Source organism: Empedobacter brevis (genome assembly GCF_965118635.1).
In the GTDB taxonomy this organism is placed as follows: Bacteria; Bacteroidota; Bacteroidia; order Flavobacteriales; family Weeksellaceae; genus Empedobacter; species Empedobacter brevis_A.
This window is the reverse complement of sequence record NZ_CBCPHV010000001.1, coordinates 290,337-310,526: the sequence shown is the minus strand read 5'-3', so window position 1 is coordinate 310,526 and position 20,190 is coordinate 290,337. Positions and strand designations below refer to the sequence as shown.

Below are 20,190 nucleotides of genomic sequence, written 5' to 3'. Positions count from 1 at the left end.
AAAACTGAATTATTTATCTCCTCGAGTTTCCTGATCCATATCCCATTAGAACATCGTAGCGTTGTCCCCAAGGACGATAGTAAAATAACGCTTGATATTGATTCTCCGTTTGCCAAAAACTTCCACTTACATAACTTGGATCAATTTTTCCTGTTTTGGTATTTTTAACAACATATTGATAATTGTAATATCCTTGTTTCAAGAATAATTCTTTCACCCAAAGTCCAGAATCATCTTTTTCTAATCTCGAATTTTCATCAATGCTCCAATTATTAAATGCTCCAACAACATAAGGAACGTACAAACCATTTTGATCTTCGAAAGCATCTAATGCAAAATAAACCCATGAATAATCAGCTTCAGAATTTGCTGCATATTCATTTCCGTAACGGTTGTTTCGGATATAAAAATTACCATCAATATCTGGATAATCATCATAAGGTAAATTATATTTCGGAAAATCTATACGTAAAACAGTATGATAAACGCTGTCTTTTCGAAACGTTTTTTCTGTTGTTAAACTTGGAACTTCAAGATTTTTATTATCAAACCAATTGTACTCTGCTCCACCTTCGAATAAAATATCCGTCGCATTATAAGTTAGCTGATTTGGTCTAGAGAAAGATGGGCGATTGATAAAATAACCTTCATTCCAATTATTATTTTTCATCAAAAATAATTTTGCTCCATCTGGAACTTCTGTTAAATTTTGAGTACCACTTGCAACTTGGATTTGTAAACGTTGATTCAGTTCTTTTACGGTTGGATTATTGAAACGAGAAACAATAACACCAACATCAGTAATTGGCTGATAAACGGCAAATCGTTTAGTGAAAATAGGATTCGAGTCGTTTTCTAAATAAACTTTCAAAAGATAATTTCCAGCTAACTTCACATTCATTTGTTCATTCGGAAACTGAATTTGATAATTTGTATATTTTTGATAAGTATTGAACGAATTTTTATGGATTCGTGCATAATCAGAATTAACTCCATTTAAGAATTCGGACTGAAATATATTGGATTCTGACCAATCAGCATTCCGATGTTCGATTGAATATTGGTAACGTTTATAGCCTGCATTTATATCATCAAAAAGGAAAAACAATCTTTCACCAGAACCTAATCTAATAATAGGCGTGTTATCATTTGTTTGTGGATTAAAAACTTGAATTGTTTTGATATTTTTTGGAGGTTCAGCGTCCTGAAATTGTCCAAAAAGAATAGAAGTCAACAGACAAAATATGATTGAATAGAATTTCATTTTATTACAATTTTGATTTTTAAAAATACAAAAAAAGCGTATGTCTTTCTGGGAAGACATACGCTTATATAACTCTAAAATTTATTTTTTAGTACAAAGCAGGAAACTCATTTGGTTTTGCTTCATGCATCAAGTCATAAATTTGTTCTGTAATATCATCAACAGAAGGTTTTGAGAAATAATCTCCGTCCGTTGCATAAGCAGGGCGATGCGCTTTTGCTGTAATTGTTAATGGAGCACTGTCTAACGTGAAATATCCACCTTGTTTCTCGATAATTTCTTGTAATAAGTAAGCACTTGCTCCACCTGGAACATCTTCATCTACAATAACTAAACGATTTGTTTTGTTCAAACTTTTTGCAACATCAGCATTGATATCGAAAGGTAATAAAGATTGTGCATCTATCACTTCAACAGAAATACCTAATTGTTCCAATTCTTTCGCTGCATCCATTACAATTCTCCAAGTAGAACCATATGTTAATAAAGTTACATCTTTTCCTTCTTTTGTAATTTCTACTTCTCCAATTGGTGTAGTAAATTCTCCGATATTGATTGGTGCAGGTTCTTTTAAACGATAACCATTCAAACTTTCGACAACAATCGCAGGTTCATCTGCTTGCATCAATGTATTGTAGAAACCAGCTGCTTTTGTTAAATCGCGCGGAACTAAAACATTCACTCCACGAACTAAATTCAAGATTCCTCCCATTGGTGAACCTGAATGCCAAACTCCTTCTAAACGATGACCACGAGTTCTGATAATAACTGGTGCTTTTTGTCCTCCGTTTGTACGATAAAGTACAGTTGCCAAATCATCTGAAATACCTTGTAAACAATAAAGAATATAATCTAAATACTGAATTTCGGCAATTGGACGTAATCCGCGCATTGCTAATCCAATTCCTTGACCAAGAATTGTTGCTTCGCGAATACCTGTATCAGAAATACGATCAATTCCATATTTTGCTTGAAGACCTTCTAAACCTTGATTAACATCGCCAATATTACCAGCATCTTCACCAAAAACCAATGCTTTTGGATATTTTTCAAAAATTTTATCGAAGTTATCACGAACAATTACACGTCCATCTTCTAATGTTGGATTTTCTCCAAATTCTGGTTTTACTTGTGGTACTTTTGTTGCTGTTCCTGAAACTAATTTCGTCGAATAAACTTCTTCTTCGTGTTTCATCTTAGTATCTAACCAAGAAATTAATTCACCTTTAGAAGCTAAATTTTCAGATCGAGTTAATCGAATTACTTTACGAATAGTTCCATAAACATCACGTTTGAATGGACTTTTCTTCGATTTTAGATTTGTAATTTCAATATTAATAAAAGCTCCGTTAATACTTTCTGAAGCAACTTTTGTTAACAATTCTAACGCTTCATTTTTCAATTCTAGAATTGGATTCAAATAATCGTCCCAACATTGTTTTTGAGAAGCTTTTACTTCAGCTTTTACTTCAGCTTCTAATTGATCTAATTCTTCTGGAGAAATAATTGCTTCTGAATGATCTGCAAATGCTAAAATATACTCACGGAATTTTGCAATACCGTCAAATTCTTTTTCCCAATTCAAACGCTCTTCTGATTTATAACGTTCGTGAGAACCAGAAGTTGAATGACCTTGTGGCTGTGTACATTCTTGTACATGTACAATACACGGAATATGATGTTCACGCGCAAATCTTTCTGCTCGTGTATAAGCCTCAATTAACGCAGGATAATCCCATGCTTTTACGGTTATAATTTCATATCCTCTTTCATTTTCAGTTCTTCCAAAACCAGATAATAATTCGGAAAGATTAGATTTCGTACGTTGGTATTTTGCTGGAACAGAAATACCATAACCATCATCCCAAATAGAAACAATCATTGGAACTTGTAATACTCCACCTGCATTTATTGTTTCCCAGAAATGTCCTTCCGAAGTACTTGCATCTCCAATTGTACCGAATGCAATTTCATTTCCTTTTACAGAAAATTGTTGATCTTCATCTGCTTGAGGAACATTTCTAAAATATTTTGAAGCTTGTGCTAAACCTAACAAACGTGGCATTTGGCCAGCTGTTGGTGAAATATCAGCACTTGAATTTTTTTGTTCTGTTAATTTTTTCCAAGAACCGTCTTCATTCAAAGAACGTGTTCCGAAGTGAGAAGTCATTTGTCGACCTCCAGAAGAAGGTTCTTTCTCTAAATCTGTTAAAGCGTATAATTGTGCAAAGAATTGTTCAACCGTTAATTGGCCAATTGCGAACATAAATGTTTGATCGCGATAATATCCAGAACGGAAATCTCCATTTTTAAATACTTTTGCCATTGCAATTTGAGGCAATTCTTTTCCATCACCAAAAATCCCAAATTTAGCTTTTCCTGTAAGTACTTCTCTTCTTCCTAAAAGACTTACTTCACGAGACATAAAAGCTGTTTTATAATCATTAATGATTTGGCTCTTAAACTCTTCGAAAGTAATTTTATTTACCTCTTTTGTTTCCATTTCTTTTGTTTGTTGCATCACAAATTTAACAAAAGATTTGTAACTTACACCAAACAATTTGCGTCTAACTAATGAATTAGATAAGAATTATCAACAATAAAAACTAGTATAAAATTAAACGAATGAAGAAAACTTTACTGAGTTTATGCCTTGTTTTCACTCTTGGCTCTACAACTTATGTTGTAGCTCAAACTAAAAACCAAACCGCAACATTTGTTACGCAAGTAGAAGGAATTAAAGAATATAAACTAGCAAATGGTTTGCAAGTTTTATTAATTCCTGATCAATCGCAAAGTAATATGGTGGTAAACATTGTGTATAATGTTGGATCAAAACACGAAGGATATGGCGAAAAAGGAATGGCACATTTATTAGAACATATGCTATTCAAATCGACAAAAAATCTTGGTGATATCAAAAAAATGTTATCTGATAAAGGAGGATCTGCAAATGGTACAACTTATTATGATCGTACAAATTATTATGAAGTTTTCCCTTCTTCTGACGAAAATTTACGTTGGAGTTTAGAAATGGAAGCTGATCGTATGATTAATGCAACAATTAAGCAAGAAGATTTAGACAAAGAGTTCTCTGTCGTTCGAAATGAATTTGAAATTGGAGAAAATAATCCATCAAGTGTTTTAATGGAACGTGTAATTTCAGCTGGATATTTATGGCACAATTACGGAAGATCAACTATTGGATCAAAAGAAGATATTGAGCGTGTAAAAACACCTCAATTACGTAAATTCTATGAAAAATATTATCAACCAGATAATGCGACTTTAATTATTGCAGGAAAATTTGATGAGAAAAAAGCAATCGAATATGTTAATCAATATTTTGCAACAATTCCAAAACCAACACGTGTTTTAGATGAAATTTTAACCGTTGAACCTGCTCAAGATGGCGAAAAATTTGTAGAAGTAAAACGAGCTGGAGATTCTCAATCCGTTGGTGTAATGTATCATGTTGCAGCATACAGCGACAAAGATTATGCAGCAATTGATGTGTTAAATAATATCTTAACTTCAGATCCATCAGGATATTTATACAAATCATTAGTTGATACTCATAAAATCGCTTCTATTTGGGCTTATAGTCCAGAAGTTCGTGACGCAAGTTTTTTCTATATCGGAACTGAAATTCCAAAAGAAAAAAATATAGAACAAACTAAAAATGATATTCGTGCTGAATTGGACAAAGTTCCATCTATCAATTATACCGATCAAGATGTAGAACGTGCAAAAGCTACTATTATCAAAAATATAGAAAATCAGAAAAATAATACGATTAATTACGCCATTAACTTAACAGAAATTATCGGTTCTGGTGATTATCGTTTAGGATTTTTGTACAGAGATAACATTGAAAAAGTTACTAAAGAAGATGTAAAACGTGTTGCTGAGAAATATTTCAGAGCAAACAATAGAACAGTTGGTACTTTTATCCCAACTAAAGATGAAATTCGCGTAAAACCAAATGAATTAACAAATAAACAGATTACAGAACTAGTTGCTAATTACAAAGGTCGTGCAGTAGAAAAAGAAGCAAAACCATTCGAAGCTTCGATCAAAAATCTAAAAGCAAATTATGCGGAAGGAAAATTAAATAATGGTCTAAAATATGGAATAATTGACAAAGAAATAAAAGGAGAAAAAGTTATTCTATCATTTAATTTGCCTATTTCTAATGAAAAAGATTTAGCAAACAAAGGAATGATTGGTCAATTAACCGCTCAATTATTAACAGCTGGAACAAAAAATTTAACAAAAGAACAAATCAAAGATCAATTAGATCTTTTAAAATCTACGGTTAGATTCGGATTTAGTGGTCAAACATTAACTGTAAACATTAATACGTACAAAAATTCATTAGATAAAACAATGGATATTGTTCGCCAAATCATTACAGAATCTACATTCCCAGAAGCAGAATTAACAAAAACTGTAACAGAATATGTAACGTATTTGGACGCAAACACAAACGATCCTCAAGCTTTAGCATTCAATGAAATTAGACGTTTAACTTCTAATTATCCTAAATCTTCAATTTTCTACACAGCTTCTTTCAATGAATTAAAAGAAGAATTAAAAAATATAAAACAATCAGATTTAGTTCATTTCTACAAAAATATTTTAGGTGCTCAAAACGGAGTTGTTTCTATTGTTGGAACAAATGACAAATCAAAAGTTGAAAAATTATTGAATGATACTTTTGGTAAATGGAAAAGCGAATCGAAATATGAAAAAGCATATCCAACATTTACAGCAACGAAGAAAGAAGATAAACTTTACAATATTCCAGACAAAGAAAATGCAGCTGCTGTTGGAGCAATCAACTTCAAGATGAATCGCGAAAGTGCAGATTATCCAGCAATGGTTATGGCAAATGAAATGATTGGAAGCGGAGGATTCTTATCTGCTCGTATTCCAATGCGATTAAGAGAAAAAGAAGGAATTAGCTACGGAGCTGGTTCTTATGTATCAATCCCAAATGATCCTAAAAATGATGCGGCTTCTTGGGGATATTATGCATTCTTGAATCCTACAAAACGTGAAGCTGTTGAAAATGCATTGAAAGAAGAAGTTGCAAAAGCATTAAAAGACGGATTTACAGCAGAAGAATTAAAAACAAATATCGTAAGCTGGAAAAATAGTCGAAACACGTCTTTAGGAACAGATGGAACTTTATTAGGATTATCTAATGGCTATTTATTAAACGGAATTAGTTTTGATGAATTTGATAATTTAGAGAAAAAAGTAGATAAACTAAATGTAGATCAAGTTAACCAAGTTTTCAAAAAGTATATTTCTTTGGATAAATTAACATCTGTTTACACAGGAACTTTTAACCAAAAATAAATTAATTGATTATCAATAAAAGAAAGCTTCAGATGATTCTGGAGCTTTTTTTATTACTTATTAAGAATGAAAAATCTTGATAATTATTCATTTTCAGTCTAAAATGTAAAAAAAATTGTTAAAAAACCTTTTTTTTAAAATCATTCTAAGTTTTTGGCATTATAATTTCTTACCAAAAAAAAACAATTAACCTTAAATAATAATTTATATGCAAGGATTAGAAGAAAACAATCAACCGGTAAACAAAGGAAAAAATGGTTTAGTAGTTCCTTTGGCATTAGTTGGAATCTTATTAGCAGGAAGTGTAGGATATAATATTTATCAAGCAAATCAAATCGGAAATCTTGAAAAAAATGAATCTTTAAATTCTCAAATTCTTAAAAATGAAACTGGTCAGAAAGATCAAATTCGTAAACAATATGATTCGATTTTAAGCGATTATACTCAATATAAAGCTCGAATTGAGGATCGTAATAATTTATTAGGAGATAAAGAAAATATGATTCAATTAAAGAATCAAGATATTCAAGAAATCTTAGATAAAGACAATCCAACTGCAGAAGAAATGAATCGTGCTCGTAAAATGATCAACGATTTAGAAGGAAGTGTAAGAAATTACAAAACGGAAGTTGCTCGTTTACAAAAAGAAAACGCTATTCTTGTTAGAAGTGTAGACGAATTAAATAATAAAAATGCTGCTCTTACATCGGACAATAACAACTTAAGAGAAAATAATAAAGAGCTAACTTATAGCTACGAAACAGAAAAGAATGTTCGCCAAAAAGATAATGCAATTTCGAAAGGAAAAATCAACGAACTAAGTTCTACTTTATCTGTATCAAATCAAAAAATAACAGGAATTCGTGTACGAAACAGCGGAAAAGAAGTAGAAAAAACACGTGCAAAACGTATTGATAAAATTCGTGTTTCTTTTGATGTCGATCGTAATTCTAGAACAGAATCAGGTGACAAAAAATTATATGTTGCGATCTATAATCCAGACGGATCATTAGGAAGATATGGAAATGCACAAGGTGGACAAATAGAATTAAGATCTGGTGATACTGTGAATTTTTCTGATGCAATTAATTTTAATTACACAAACGGACAAACAAAAAATATAACTTTTGATTGGGAAAATGAAGACTTTCAAAAAGGTGTTTATACGTTTAATGTTTATGAAAATGGATTCAAAATTAGTCAAGCAAAAATTACACTTAACTAATTAATTTAAAAAAATAAAAAAACTAAAAAGCTCAGCAATTGCTGAGCTTTTTGATTTTATAATTATATATATTTTATCGTTTAAGAAGATTTATACTCACTGTAGCCAATTTGTTATTTGGATATTTCTTGAACAATGTTTTGTCTGGGAGCAAACCTGTTTCTTCGCAAATTCGATGAAATACATCTACTTCTACGATATATTGATCCGAAAATCCATGTGTTGCATCATAAGCTGTAGCGGGTGTTTCTCCTAAATTTTTAGCTGTTAAACCTGGAGGAATCGTATGCAACTCAATCAGTAATAATCCAAATTTATCCACATAAGGCGCCCATTTTTTAAGATGATTCAACAAATTCTGTTCAACATCATTATTTGATAATCGTTTTCCTCGAAAAGCAAAAGCTCCTGTCGAAGTACTAATTCGATTCGTTTTGACATCTTTTACATCTTCCCAAATTCGGTTATGATCTAAAAACGTTCTGATATTTAATAAATCACTCAATTCTATTGAATAATCATCTTTCAGATCGGTTGCCAATCGATCAGGATCGCCAATATCGCCCCAAATCACTTTTGCCCAAATATCATTTTTGATTAAGTTAGCACGAGTTACTTTTAGTGCGGCTTGATTATAATCTGCACCAACTAAAAAAAGAGGATATTCATCAAGGTGTTTTCCGCGTAAAGTTTGGCGCTCTATCACATCATACAAATGTTGTAAAAGTGCCCCATTTCCACATCCCATATCTAAAATTCCTTTCGGTTGTTCTTCTATAGGACGATTAAAAATTTCTACAATAAACTCATCTATAACTTTGAAATATGTTGAGTGCGCTCCTCCACTTCCCCAAACATTCATTTCTCGGTTTACATGTTGTTCATCTTCACCTTCAGAAATTTCGCGCAACTTGGTTGGCGAACCAAAAAGTAAATCATTCAATTTCGCAAACATTGGTAAATAAGAAACTGTTACACCATAAGAAGTAGCACGTCGTGCAAAGAACAATCCCATTTCTGTAAATTTGTAATTCTTTTCGTGTTTTGTAAACCAACCTAATTCGGTTAATCTTTCCAATATTTTTTCAAAAGTTTGAGGATTTTTATGAAATTCATCTGGATTGAAAGAAGCTTCCATAAAATATTTGTGAAACAATCCACTCATTCCCATTCGAACAATAATTGGCCCTACTAAAGTTCCTTCGATGTGTTTTGTAATTTGATAATGTAGCGGTTTCTCTAAGAACTCTTTTTCATCTACTGTTATCAAATAGGTTTTATATTTATCGAATAGTTTAATCCATTTTTTACAAAACTCTTCTGAGAAATCATGTTGATTTATAACTTCATCTTCAGCTAAAAAAGTAGCTAAATCGTGGTAAATATCAATATTTGTAAATGCTCGATCTGAATATTTATTGGTTTGAATTTCTACACTATTTTTTGCATTATCAACAGAATATTCTAACATATTTTGAGATGCTAAAACTCGCAAAGCAACATTCAAATAACCTTCGTTCGTCTGAAATTCATCTGTCAATTCTTCTAACAATAATGTTTTGCGTTCAACAATATAATGCAAGATACCTTTTCTTGCTAAAGCGCTTAACACTGGAGCTGTCACCAAACCATCGAGATGTCTAAAAATTAATGATCTTAAATATTTTTTATCCATTTTGGTTTATTTTTTTCTAATATAAATATATTGAAATTTGCAGAAAATTGATGTGAAGATTATTGTAAAGTTTTTAAAATATAAATTAAAAAAACCTCATCTATTGACAAGGTTTGTACGTATTAATAATTAATCAATTTTGATAAAATTTCCGTTCAAATCAAATTTCAAATCAACTTTTGTTTCTAACAATTCTACTTTTATTTCGTTGTCTTTTGTATCCATTTCAATTGATTTTACATTTATGTTAGGATATTTCGTTTGAAGATATTTTTGAATATTCTCTGGGAAAAACTTATTTGGAAGTGCTTTTCCTAATTCATTTTTCACTTCTATCCAATCTCCATTATCTGTAAACTCAATTTTAGTTCCGTCTTTTAGTTGAGTATTATACGTTGTGGTATTTTGTTCAACTTCTTTTACAGCATGTATAAATTCAATATTACCAAAGTTTTGAGTAACAAATTTCTGTGCATTTACAGGTAAATTATTCGCTGAAATTACTGTTTCGTTTGCATCAATAGTAATCGTTTTCTGTTGTCCGTTATCTTGCAAAACAACATAAGTATTTGGCGAAGCAGATGATTCTACATTGGTTGAAATATCAGTTTCTGAAACGATTGGTTGTTCTGCAGCTTCTGACTTATTTGATATAGCATCATTATCTCCAGATTTCTTCGAATCGCATGAAGATAAAATTAAACTTAAAATTGCTGCCGTTGATAAAAATATTCTTCTCATGATTTGGATTTTGAATATTTATCAACAAGCATTATACCACAAAAAAAGCTGATTAAAAATTTAACCAGCTTTTAAGAATTTATTTTTTCTTCTGAACCAAAATTAGGTATTCCCAAGGTTTTAATTTCAGTTTTTTCGTTGCATCAAATGTAACATCTTCGTTGTTCATAAAGTTTTTATATGAACCATTAATTGGAACTGTAATTTCTTTATTTGCCTTTGTGAAATTGGCAATGAAGTAAGCTTCTGTTTCATTTTTTTGACGTTTGAAAGCCAAAATAGATTTATCATCAGAAGTTTTTAAACGTTCGTAAGAAGCTGCTTTTTTCGCTCCGTTAAATGCTTCGTTTGTAATTTTTAGTTCTCCTAATTTTTCGTAAACGCTACGCATTTTTGCATTTGGATTACGATCGATAGAATCTTTGACAAAGAATTTTAAACGACGATTAAAATCTTCTTCTTGACCATTATAAATCAAAGGAATTCCTGGTAAAGTATAAGTTAGTGCAGCAAATACTTCGACTGCATCACCCATTCTTTCATATTCAGTTCCTGCCCAAGAGTTCTCATCATGATTTGAAGTGAATAGTAATTTGTAATCATCTGCTTGCCATTTTTTCGGAATCGAATCCATATAAGTATCAATCGCAGAAACGTTTTTCTTTCCTTTTGCAATATCATTCATAATATGATGCAATTCCCAACCATAAGCTGCATCGAAAGCATTGTTCGCTAACAAATCTGGTTTTTCTGTTTCGCCTAACATAAAGATTTCACGACCATTTGCCAATTGTGGTTTTGCTTCATTCCAAAAATCTGTTGGAACTTCGTGTGCCATATCGCAACGGAAACCATCAATTTTGAAATCATCTAACCAATATTTCATATCAGCAATCATTTGTTTGCGCATTTCTTTGTTATCAAAATTTAATGCTACAACATCTGACCAATCATAAGGCGAATGCATTTTTCCATTCTTATCTTGTTCATACCAATCTGGATGTTGTTTTACCCAAGGATGATCCCAAGCTGTGTGATTCGCTACCCAATCCAAAATAACATAGATTCCATTTTTGTGCGCTTCATCAACTAACTTCTTGAAATCTTCTGCAGTTCCAAATTCTGGATTGATTCCTCTGTAATCTTTGATTGAATAATACGAACCTAAACCTTCTTTTCTGTTTTCTTCACCAATTGGATAAATAGGCATTATCCAAAGGATTTTAACACCCAATTTCTTGATATTCGAAATTTCTTTTGTCACTCCCTCAAAAGTTCCTTCTGGTGAGAACTGACGAACATTTACTTCGTAAATAACAGAAGTTTCTGCCATATCTGCTGTAAATGGTAAAATTGCTTGTTCTTTTCTTTCAGATTTAACTTCTTCTTTGTTTGTTTCTTTTTTGTTGTTGTTACAACTTGTCAAAAACAAACTTGTCATCAAAGTTAAACCAAGTATTTTTTTTATCATTTTTACGTTCTTAGTTTTAATAAAATTAATTTACTTTCTCCAATAATACAATACTAAATGGAGTATTCAATTCTAAATTTCCGTTAACAATTTTTCCAGAAAATCCTGAATAAGCATCACGAACTTTCGTCCCATCTTTCCAAATTGAATTTGTATTAATTGTTTTTTTGCCTGTTGGCATTTCTAAACCAATAATAACTTCATCCGTTTTATATTTTCTTGTAAAAAGATACGGAGAATTTTGTAAATCTGTTTGATTTCCTGCTCCAACTGCTGAATGATTCCTTCTGAATTGTCCTAATTTCTGATAATGTTTCAATAATGATTCCGTTTCTGAATTTGGTTTAATATCTTCCCAATTCATATTCGAACGAAGATTTGAATCTCCATTAACTCCTTCTATTACTAAAGGGCGAGCTGTTTCGTCTCCATAATAAATTTGAGAAATTCCTGGCGCTAATAATAATCGAGTTCCTGCATCCCATGTATTTTGACGATCTTTATCAAAAGGAGAACCATCATCGTGCGATGTAATATAACTCATTACAGATTTTCCTTTCATTTTGTTTTGAAGAATATCATTGTATCGATCAAAAACTTTTTGATTGGATTCATTTTGAGTTGAACGTAAATCGAAATTAATCAATGCATCGAATCCATTTTCGAAATAATTTACAGTTTTATCAGGAAAATGAAATTGTTGCGCATCATTAATCGAATAATTATATACTTCTCCTACAAGGAAAAACTTATTTTCATCCAACACTTTTGATGGATTTTTTGCTTTATAATCCGCAAATGCATCTTGACAAATTTCTTCGAATTTTTTCCAAACATCTTCTTCTGTATGTTTCACCGTATCGACGCGATAACCATCAATTCCATATTTACGAATATAGTCTGAAAGCCATTTCATGATATAATATTTCGGTGCTTTTGGAAGATTATATTTTGCAAAAAAAGCATTCAATTCGGCAACTTCTTTATCTAAACGTCCTTCTTGTGCCCATTTTGCTACTAATTGCGGAGGCAATATAACATCATTATCAGATTCTGTTAAGATATCAGGAAGATTCTTTACTAACGTACATTCTATAGTTGTTTTGTAAGAATCGTAAGTACATTGCGGTGAAACGCGAACCCAATCGGCAGGAAAAACGCCATCTGAAGTTGTAACTGGTCCTGTATGATTGATTACAGCATCTAGCATAATTCGGATTCCTTTCGCATGTGCTTTATCAATTAATTCCTGCAACTCTTTTTCAGTTCCCCAGTTTTTATCAATAGAAGTCCAATCTTTTGTCCAATATCCATGAAAACCGTATGTTTTCCCTTGACCTTCATCAACAGAACCATGAATTTGTTCTACAATTGGTGTCATCCAGATCGCATTAATTCCTAGATTAGAAAAATAATTATCTTCTATTTTATTGATAATTCCACGAAAATCTCCTCCTTCAAAACCTCTTAATTTAGCTGTTTCTTCTGTTCGTCCATAATTTATATCATTCTTTTTGTCTCCATTCTCGAAACGATCAGTCAATAAAAAATAAACATTTGCGCCATTCCAAACAAACGGTTGTTTCTCCGAATGATTTGATTGTGTTGCTTGCATTGTTGTTTTGGAACAAGAGCTTAAAAACAACGAAGTTATTCCTAATGTGAAAAGTATTTTTTTCATAATGATGTGAAAGGCTTTAAGTTCTACGCTCTAAGTTTTTGATTAACTTATCACGTAGAACATATAATTAAAAGTTTTTAAGTTGAAAAAACTTATTTAATTTCTTTGATACTAATTGCAAAACCACCACCAGCTTGAGATGTTAAATCTAAAACTGATTTTGAATCAACTTTTTTTGTTTCAATTTTATAGGCTTGTGGATTTGTTTTGTAATCAGCATCTTTTGCATCAGCATAAATTGTTGCTTGATATTTTTTGCCTTTGTCTAAGAAATCTAATTTTATTTTCGTAGAACGAACATCTGTTCCGTTTACATTTCCAATAAACCAATTGTTCGAGTTTTTATCTTTACGTGCAATTGTTAAATATTTTCCTGGTTCAGCTTCCAAATATTTAGAATCTTGCCAATCTACTGGCACATCTTTAATGAATTGGAAAGCATCAGAAAATTGTTTGTAATGCTCGATAATATCCGCTGCCATTTGTAATGGTGAATACATTGTTACATATAAAGCTAATTGGTTTGCAATTGTAGAATTTACATGTGAATGATTATTTGGATTTAACTTTTTAATATCCATTTCGAAAATACCAGGCGTATAATCCATTGGTCCTCCTAAAAGACGAGTAAATGGTAAAATAGTTACGTGATTTGGTTTTGAACCTCCGAAAGCTTGGTATTCTGTTCCACGAGCAGATTCGTTTCCAATTAAGTTTGGCCATGTACGAGCAATTCCTGTAGGGCGAACTGCTTCGTGCGCATTTACCATGATTTTATAATCAGCTGCTTTTTCTATTGCATATTGATAATGATTGATTGTATTTTGACTGTAATGATAATCGCCACGAGGAACAATATCTCCAACATATCCACTTTTTACAGAATTGTAACCATTGTCTTGCATAAATTTATATGCTTTATCCAAATGTCTTTCGTAATTACGCGTTGCACCAGATGTTTCGTGATGCATCATAATTTTTACACCTTTTGATTTTGCGTAATCGTTTAACATTTTCACATCAAAATCTGGATAAGCTGTTACAAAATCAAAAACATAATCTTTGTGATTTCCAAACCAATCTTCCCAACCTTCGTTCCAACCTTCTACCAAAACAGCATCGAAACCATTTTCAGCTGCAAAGTCAATATATTCTTTCACATGTTCGTTATTTGCTGCATGTTTTCCATTTGGTTTTGCATTTTTATAATCTGTAATTCCTAATTGTACTGTTGGATATTCGTCTGTATATGCCCATGAACCTTTTCCTGTAATCATTTCCCACCAAACACCAACATATTTCACTGGTTTGATCCAAGAAGTATCTTTTATTTTTGAAGGTTCATTTAGATTATAAATTAATTGTGGTCCTTTAAATGCAACCACTCTTGCATCATCACTTGCAATAATTGTACGCCAAGGTGTATTGAATGGCGCTTGTAAATAACCTTTATCACCTAAAGCATCTGGTGTTAACCAAGATTCGAATGTTAATGTTTTATCATCCAAATTTAAACTCATTGCAGGATAATTAATCAAAGCTGCTTCGTGAATATTGATATAAAGTCCATTCGTAGCTTTCATCATTAAAGCTGTTTGTACACCAGTTTTTGAGAAAGCTTGTTGAGATGCATTTCCGATATACGCTTTGTCAAATAATCCTCTAATTTCAGATAATTTAGATTCTGTGTAATCGTATTCTTGTGTATCATAATCTCCAGGAATCCAAAAAGCTGTGTGATCTCCAGCCATTGCAAACTGCGAATGTTCTTCTTTGATCACAAAATATTTTAAATTCTTTTGCTCTGGAAATTCATAACGGAAACCTAATCCTTCATTGAACAAACGAAAACGAATAATCATTTGACGATCTGTATTTGGTTGAGAAACTGTTACAGCTAATTCGTTAAAATTATTTCTAATTTTATCTACTTCTCCCCAAACAGGTTTCCATGTTTCGTCGAATGTAGCTGTTTTTGTACCTACAATTTCAAAACCTGAGAAAAAGTTCGCAATATCTTTTGCTTTTTCATCTTCTACACGATCTTGAACTGCAAAGTCCATTTCTTTGTGTTTTGTTTTAAACTCAAATCCTAAATGACTTGGTTTTACAACATCTTTTCCTTTGTATTTTAATTGATATGTTGGTTTTCCGTCTTTAGACAAAGAGAAATCCATTACAAAATCACCATTTGGCGATTTTAATTCTTGTCCGTAAACCATATTCATCATTGCGATTCCTAATCCCAATATATACTTAAAGTTTTTCATATTTTTTGTTTTTGTTTTATCTCATTTTAATTTCTCCTTTGTCAAACAAAACTTGTAAAGTTTGTTCTTACAAATTCATCGAAATATTATTTTAATTCTATTATCATTGATGTTTTTCCATCAATTGTTATTTCGCCATTTGTGTTAATTGGTAAAACTTTGTTTGAAATAATATCTTTTCCTGAAGTGATTCCGTTTAATGATTCGGCAAAACGATCTAATTTTAAGGTTTGTTTTTCACGATTTGCATTCAAAATAACCATTACAGATTCTTTGTCATTGTATCTGAAATACACATAAACATTATGTTGTGGCATGTAATGTTTTGTTTTTCCTGAATGAATAACTTCTTTATTTTTTCTCCAGTTCAAAAGTTTTGCTGTGAAATCGTAAAAAGCGCTTTGTTCCTCTGTTCTTTCCTTAAAAGCTGATTGTTTGTCTGAGTTCCATCCGCCAGGGAAATCTTGTCGAATGTAAGCATCTCCTTTGCTTTTATCTCCGCGCATTCCTATTTCAGAACCATAATATACTTGTGGAATTCCGCTAACTGTAGAAATTAATGATAAACCAAGTTTATAATCATTAAGATTTCCATTCATAATTTCATTCCAACGATCTGTATCATGATTTTCCATGAAAACAAACATGTTGTTCACATTTGGATATAAAAAGTCGTTGGTAAATGAATTGTATAATTTTATCATTCCTCCATCCCAAGATTCTTCTTCTTTGATTGCTTTTGGTAATTCTGAAAATAAATTAAAATCCATCACCGCAGGTAAATATGAATTGTAATGATCGATTTCGGCAATTTTAGAATCTTTTTGCCAATACGATATATGCGCTGGCGAATGCATCCAAGCTTCTCCTACAACATTAAAATTCGGATATTCATCTGTAATTGCTTTTACCCATTTTGCCATTCCTTCTTTATCATTGTATGGATAAGTATCTACTCGCATTCCGCCCAATTCTGCATATTCAATCCACCAGATTGCATTTTGTGTTAAATATTTTAAGACTAAAGGATTTGATTGATTCAGATCTGGCATAGATAAATCAAACCAACCATTTAGAGCTTCTTTTTTATCTACTTCTGCAACATTTGTATCGAACTGAGAACTTGTACGATAATTAGAACGTTTAAAGCCTTTGAAACCTCCATCAGGAAATTGATTAATCCAATTTTGAGCAGGCAAATCTTGAATCATCCAATGTGATAATCCCCAATGATTGGTTACATAATCTTGAATCAGCATCATTCCGCGCTGATTTAATTTTTGAGATAATTCGCGATAATCTTCGTTGGTTCCGTATCGTCCGTCTATTTTGTATAAATCGGTTTGTGCATAACCATGATATGAATGTTGTTTTTCGTTATCTTCATTAACTGGCGTTAACCAAACTGCTGTTGCACCAAGATTTTGTAAATAATCTAAATTGTTGATAATTCCTCGCAAATCTCCACCATGACGACTATCTGGAATAGAGCGATCTGCTTTATCAATTAACTCTTTTTTAGAATCGTTGCTTTCATCTCCATTTGCAAAACGATCGGGCATAATTAAATACACAACATCTTTTGAAGAAAATGAAGAACGATTTGCTGAATTTGGTTGACGATTTTTTAACTCATATATATACGAATCAACAATTTTATTTTTGTTTTTCAGATTAATTTTGAAAGATGATTTATTAACATCATTCGTATTAACGGTTACAAAAACATAATTTGGATTTTCTGTTTTTTGGATTTCTTTAATTTGAATTTGATCCGATAATTCAATCGTATATTTATTGATATCTTTCCCATAAACCAAAATCTGTAATTCCGGATTTTTCATTCCTTTCCACCAAAACATTGGCTCTACTTTTTGTATTTGAGCAAAAGCAAATGTTGATAAGAAAGATGATAATAATAGTATTTTTTTCATGTGTTTTGTTTTTCTAAGATGCTTTCTTCACCAGAAATCCATTTGTTTTATGGTTTTTCTAAGTTTATAAAGTCATCTTTTTTATTTATTATCCTTCATTTTTATTCAATGACTTAAAATGGGTTTTTATAGGAATTATGATGATTTTTTTAGAAAATCTGAATTCATAAAATGAAACATATAAATTTTCAACTTTAGATAAAAATACCCTGAAAACCGAAGCCTTCAAGGTATTAGATTCCCTTTATTAAATCGAAGGCTGAACAATTATTTTTTGATCGAAAACATAAACCTCTAACGGTACGTTTCCTTCCAATTCAAATGTTGTTTCTCCTTTGTTTACAATAACTTTTAAGATTTGATGACGGAAATTGACTTTGAATGAAAATCCTTCCCATTGTTCTGGTAAACGTGGCTCGAAATATAGTTGTCCGTTTTTCACACGCATTCCTCCAAATCCTTCTACAATTGACATCCATGTTCCTGCCATTGATGTAATGTGTAATCCTTCGTGAACTTCTTTGTTATAATCGTCCAAATCTAAACGAGATGTTCTTAAATAAAATGTATAAGCTTGTTCCATTCTTCCCAAAGTTGCGGCTTGAATTGAATGTACACAAGGTGATAAAGATGATTCGTGAACTGTTAATGGTTCATAGAAATCGAAATGTTTTTCTAATTGATCTTTTGAGAATTGATCTTCAAAATAATAGAATGATTGTAAAACGTCTGCTTGTTTTATATAAGCTGAACGTAAAATTCTGTCCCAAGACCATTTTTGATTAATTGGGCGTTCTTCTTTTGATAATTGAGAAACTGGTGTTAAGTCTTTATCTAAGAAACCATCTTGTTGCAAATAAACATCGTGCTCTTCACTAAATGGAAAATAGATATTTGCTGCAATTTTTTTCATTTCTGTTAACTCCTCATTCGATAGATTTGTTTTAGCTGCAATTCTTGCATAATCTTCAGGATGATTTGTTTTGACATTTTCTGCTTGTTCCAATAAATAATTCATACACCATTGCGCACAATAGTTGGAATGGAAATTATTGTTCACATTATTTTCATATTCGTTAGGTCCTGTAACACCCAACATAACATATTGTTTTTTGTCATTTGACCAATTTACACGTTGTTTCCAAAAACGAGCAATTCCTAATAAAACTTCTAAACCAGCTTCTGGAATATAAGATTCGTCGTTTGTAAAACGTGTATAATTAAAAATGGCAAATGCGATTGCTGCATTTCGGTGAATTTCTTCGAATGTAATTTCCCATTCGTTGTGACATTCTTCTCCATTCATTGTAACCATTGGATACAAAGCTGCTCCATTGTTGAAACCTAGTTTCTCTGCATTTTCTATCGCTTTTTCTAATTGATTGAAACGATACATTAATAGATTTCGTGCAACTTCTTGGTTTTTTGTTGCCATATAAAAAGGCAAACAATATGCTTCTGTATCCCAATATGTAGAACCTCCGTATTTCTCTCCTGTGAAACCTTTTGGTCCAATATTCAAACGAGCATCTTTTCCTGAATAAGTTTGATTTAATTGAAAAATATTAAAACGAATTCCTTGTTGTGCTTTTACATCTCCTTCTATGGTAATATCTGCCATATCCCATGTCTTTGCCCAAGCTTCTTTTTGGTTTTTCAACAATTGTTGATAACCCAATTCATTTGCTTGAGACAATACATTTTCAGCAGCAAAAACTAATTCATTTTTAGCATGATTTGTTGAAACAACATAACCACCAAACTTCTCTATTGTTGCTGTATCATTCGATTTTACCTCAACTTCGTAAGTAAATTCTATTTTTGTTTCTGTTTTTACAACATTTGATGGTTCGATTTGTTGATAACTTCCATTTACTAAGATTTTATTCTCCATAAATGTTACCACTTCAAAATGTGTTTTAAACGTACGTGCTTGTACAAAACCTTGTTCACCTTTTATTTCAGAAGAAACTGGTTGCCAGAAAATTTCTTCCCAGTTAGCATCTTCATTTTTTACAGCTGCATCTACATAAGGTTTGTAAACTATCTTTGCATCTCCATTAAGAGGTTTAATATCATATTTGATAACACCTAATTCATCTAAATCAGCAGAAAGAAAACGACAAACATTTACTTCTATTTCTAATCCAGAAGGTAAAATTGCAACGAAAGAACGTTCTAATAAACCTTCTTTCATGTTCAATTCACGACGAAAGTTTTTAACTTCTTTACATGTATTTAGATCAAATTTTTCACCGTTAATTTCGATGTCAATTCCAATCCAAACTGGAGCATTCAACACTTTAGCAAAATATTCTGGATAACCATTTTTCCACCATCCTACTTTTGTTTTATCTGGATAATAAACACCAGCAATGTAGCTTCCTTGAAATGTATCGCCTGAATAAAATTCTTCGAAATTAGCGCGTTGTCCCATTGCTCCATTTCCAATTGAAAATAAGCTTTCTGAAGATTTTACACGATCTTTTTCAAACCCTTCTTCGATAATTGACCACGGATTTGGGATGATATAATCTTGATTCATTTTGTTTCTTTATTGTC

The 20,190-nt window shown here is 31.5% G+C and carries 11 protein-coding genes; 2 read left to right on the top strand and 9 right to left on the bottom strand.

Translation table 11 applies throughout. The annotated features are described in order from the left end of the window. Positions 1 to 13: 13 nt before the first annotated feature. Both ACMHJW_RS01430 and ACMHJW_RS01425 read right to left on the bottom strand, forming a co-directional pair. Positions 14 to 1,264 carry a type IX secretion system plug protein domain-containing protein gene (locus ACMHJW_RS01430; protein ID WP_413531659.1) on the bottom strand — a complete coding sequence of 417 codons (1,251 nt, stop codon included), beginning with the start codon at positions 1,262 to 1,264 and terminating at the stop codon, positions 14 to 16. A gap of 88 nt (positions 1,265 to 1,352) precedes the next feature. Further along, positions 1,353 to 3,767 (bottom strand): thiamine pyrophosphate-dependent enzyme, encoded by a 2,415-nt coding sequence (locus tag ACMHJW_RS01425; RefSeq protein ID WP_413531658.1) that lies wholly within the window; start codon positions 3,765 to 3,767, stop codon positions 1,353 to 1,355. 122 nt (positions 3,768 to 3,889) lie between these two features. Here ACMHJW_RS01425 and ACMHJW_RS01420 point away from each other — a divergent pair, with 122 nt between their 5' ends. Both ACMHJW_RS01420 and ACMHJW_RS01415 read left to right on the top strand, forming a co-directional pair. Then, positions 3,890 to 6,631 (top strand): M16 family metallopeptidase, encoded by a 2,742-nt coding sequence (locus ACMHJW_RS01420; RefSeq protein WP_413531657.1) that lies wholly within the window; start codon positions 3,890 to 3,892, stop codon positions 6,629 to 6,631. Between the two features lie 208 nt (positions 6,632 to 6,839). Continuing rightward, complete coding sequence (locus ACMHJW_RS01415; protein ID WP_413531656.1) at positions 6,840 to 7,856, top strand: hypothetical protein; 1,017 nt, start codon at positions 6,840 to 6,842, stop codon at positions 7,854 to 7,856. Between the two features lie 73 nt (positions 7,857 to 7,929). On the opposite strand, the gene ACMHJW_RS01410 is transcribed toward ACMHJW_RS01415, so the two are convergent. From ACMHJW_RS01410 to ACMHJW_RS01380, 7 genes are all read right to left on the bottom strand, one after another. Next, complete coding sequence (locus ACMHJW_RS01410) at positions 7,930 to 9,531, bottom strand: class I SAM-dependent methyltransferase (RefSeq protein ID WP_413531655.1); 1,602 nt, start codon at positions 9,529 to 9,531, stop codon at positions 7,930 to 7,932. Between the two features lie 129 nt (positions 9,532 to 9,660). Then, entirely contained in the window at positions 9,661 to 10,272 is a 612-nt protein-coding gene (locus ACMHJW_RS01405; RefSeq protein ID WP_413531654.1) for a PepSY-like domain-containing protein, read from the bottom strand. Positions 10,273 to 10,351: 79 nt separating this feature from the next. Then, entirely contained in the window at positions 10,352 to 11,743 is a 1,392-nt protein-coding gene (locus ACMHJW_RS01400; RefSeq protein WP_413531653.1) for an alpha-amylase family glycosyl hydrolase, read from the bottom strand. Between the two features lie 25 nt (positions 11,744 to 11,768). Next, the gene (locus tag ACMHJW_RS01395; RefSeq protein WP_413531652.1) at positions 11,769 to 13,424 is read right to left on the bottom strand and encodes an alpha-amylase family glycosyl hydrolase; all 1,656 of its coding nucleotides are present in this window, start codon (positions 13,422 to 13,424) and stop codon (positions 11,769 to 11,771) included. Positions 13,425 to 13,516: 92 nt separating this feature from the next. Next, positions 13,517 to 15,694: a glycoside hydrolase family 97 protein gene (locus ACMHJW_RS01390; RefSeq protein ID WP_413531651.1), complete on the bottom strand. Its 2,178-nt coding sequence runs from the start codon at positions 15,692 to 15,694 to the stop codon at positions 13,517 to 13,519. Between the two features lie 86 nt (positions 15,695 to 15,780). Then, positions 15,781 to 17,628, bottom strand: a complete 1,848-nt coding sequence (locus tag ACMHJW_RS01385; protein ID WP_413531650.1) for a glycoside hydrolase family 13 protein — start codon at positions 17,626 to 17,628, stop codon at positions 15,781 to 15,783. Between the two features lie 247 nt (positions 17,629 to 17,875). After that, complete coding sequence (locus tag ACMHJW_RS01380) at positions 17,876 to 20,173, bottom strand: glycoside hydrolase family 65 protein (RefSeq protein WP_413531649.1); 2,298 nt, start codon at positions 20,171 to 20,173, stop codon at positions 17,876 to 17,878. Positions 20,174 to 20,190 lie beyond the last annotated feature (17 nt).

What these genes read in the sequence shown, in the direction of transcription:
- ACMHJW_RS01405 (WP_413531654.1), bottom strand. Translation starts at nt 10,272, where the DNA reads ATGAGAAGAATATTTTTATCAACGGCAGCAATTTTAAGTTTAATTTTA.
- ACMHJW_RS01410 (WP_413531655.1), bottom strand. Translation starts at nt 9,531, where the DNA reads ATGGATAAAAAATATTTAAGATCATTAATTTTTAGACATCTCGATGGT.
- ACMHJW_RS01380 (WP_413531649.1), bottom strand. Translation starts at nt 20,173, where the DNA reads ATGAATCAAGATTATATCATCCCAAATCCGTGGTCAATTATCGAAGAA.
- ACMHJW_RS01385 (WP_413531650.1), bottom strand. Translation starts at nt 17,628, where the DNA reads ATGAAAAAAATACTATTATTATCATCTTTCTTATCAACATTTGCTTTT.
- ACMHJW_RS01390 (WP_413531651.1), bottom strand. Translation starts at nt 15,694, where the DNA reads ATGAAAAACTTTAAGTATATATTGGGATTAGGAATCGCAATGATGAAT.
- ACMHJW_RS01395 (WP_413531652.1), bottom strand. Translation starts at nt 13,424, where the DNA reads ATGAAAAAAATACTTTTCACATTAGGAATAACTTCGTTGTTTTTAAGC.
- ACMHJW_RS01420 (WP_413531657.1), top strand. Translation starts at nt 3,890, where the DNA reads ATGAAGAAAACTTTACTGAGTTTATGCCTTGTTTTCACTCTTGGCTCT.
- ACMHJW_RS01400 (WP_413531653.1), bottom strand. Translation starts at nt 11,743, where the DNA reads ATGATAAAAAAAATACTTGGTTTAACTTTGATGACAAGTTTGTTTTTG.
- ACMHJW_RS01415 (WP_413531656.1), top strand. Translation starts at nt 6,840, where the DNA reads ATGCAAGGATTAGAAGAAAACAATCAACCGGTAAACAAAGGAAAAAAT.
- ACMHJW_RS01430 (WP_413531659.1), bottom strand. Translation starts at nt 1,264, where the DNA reads ATGAAATTCTATTCAATCATATTTTGTCTGTTGACTTCTATTCTTTTT.
- ACMHJW_RS01425 (WP_413531658.1), bottom strand. Translation starts at nt 3,767, where the DNA reads ATGGAAACAAAAGAGGTAAATAAAATTACTTTCGAAGAGTTTAAGAGC.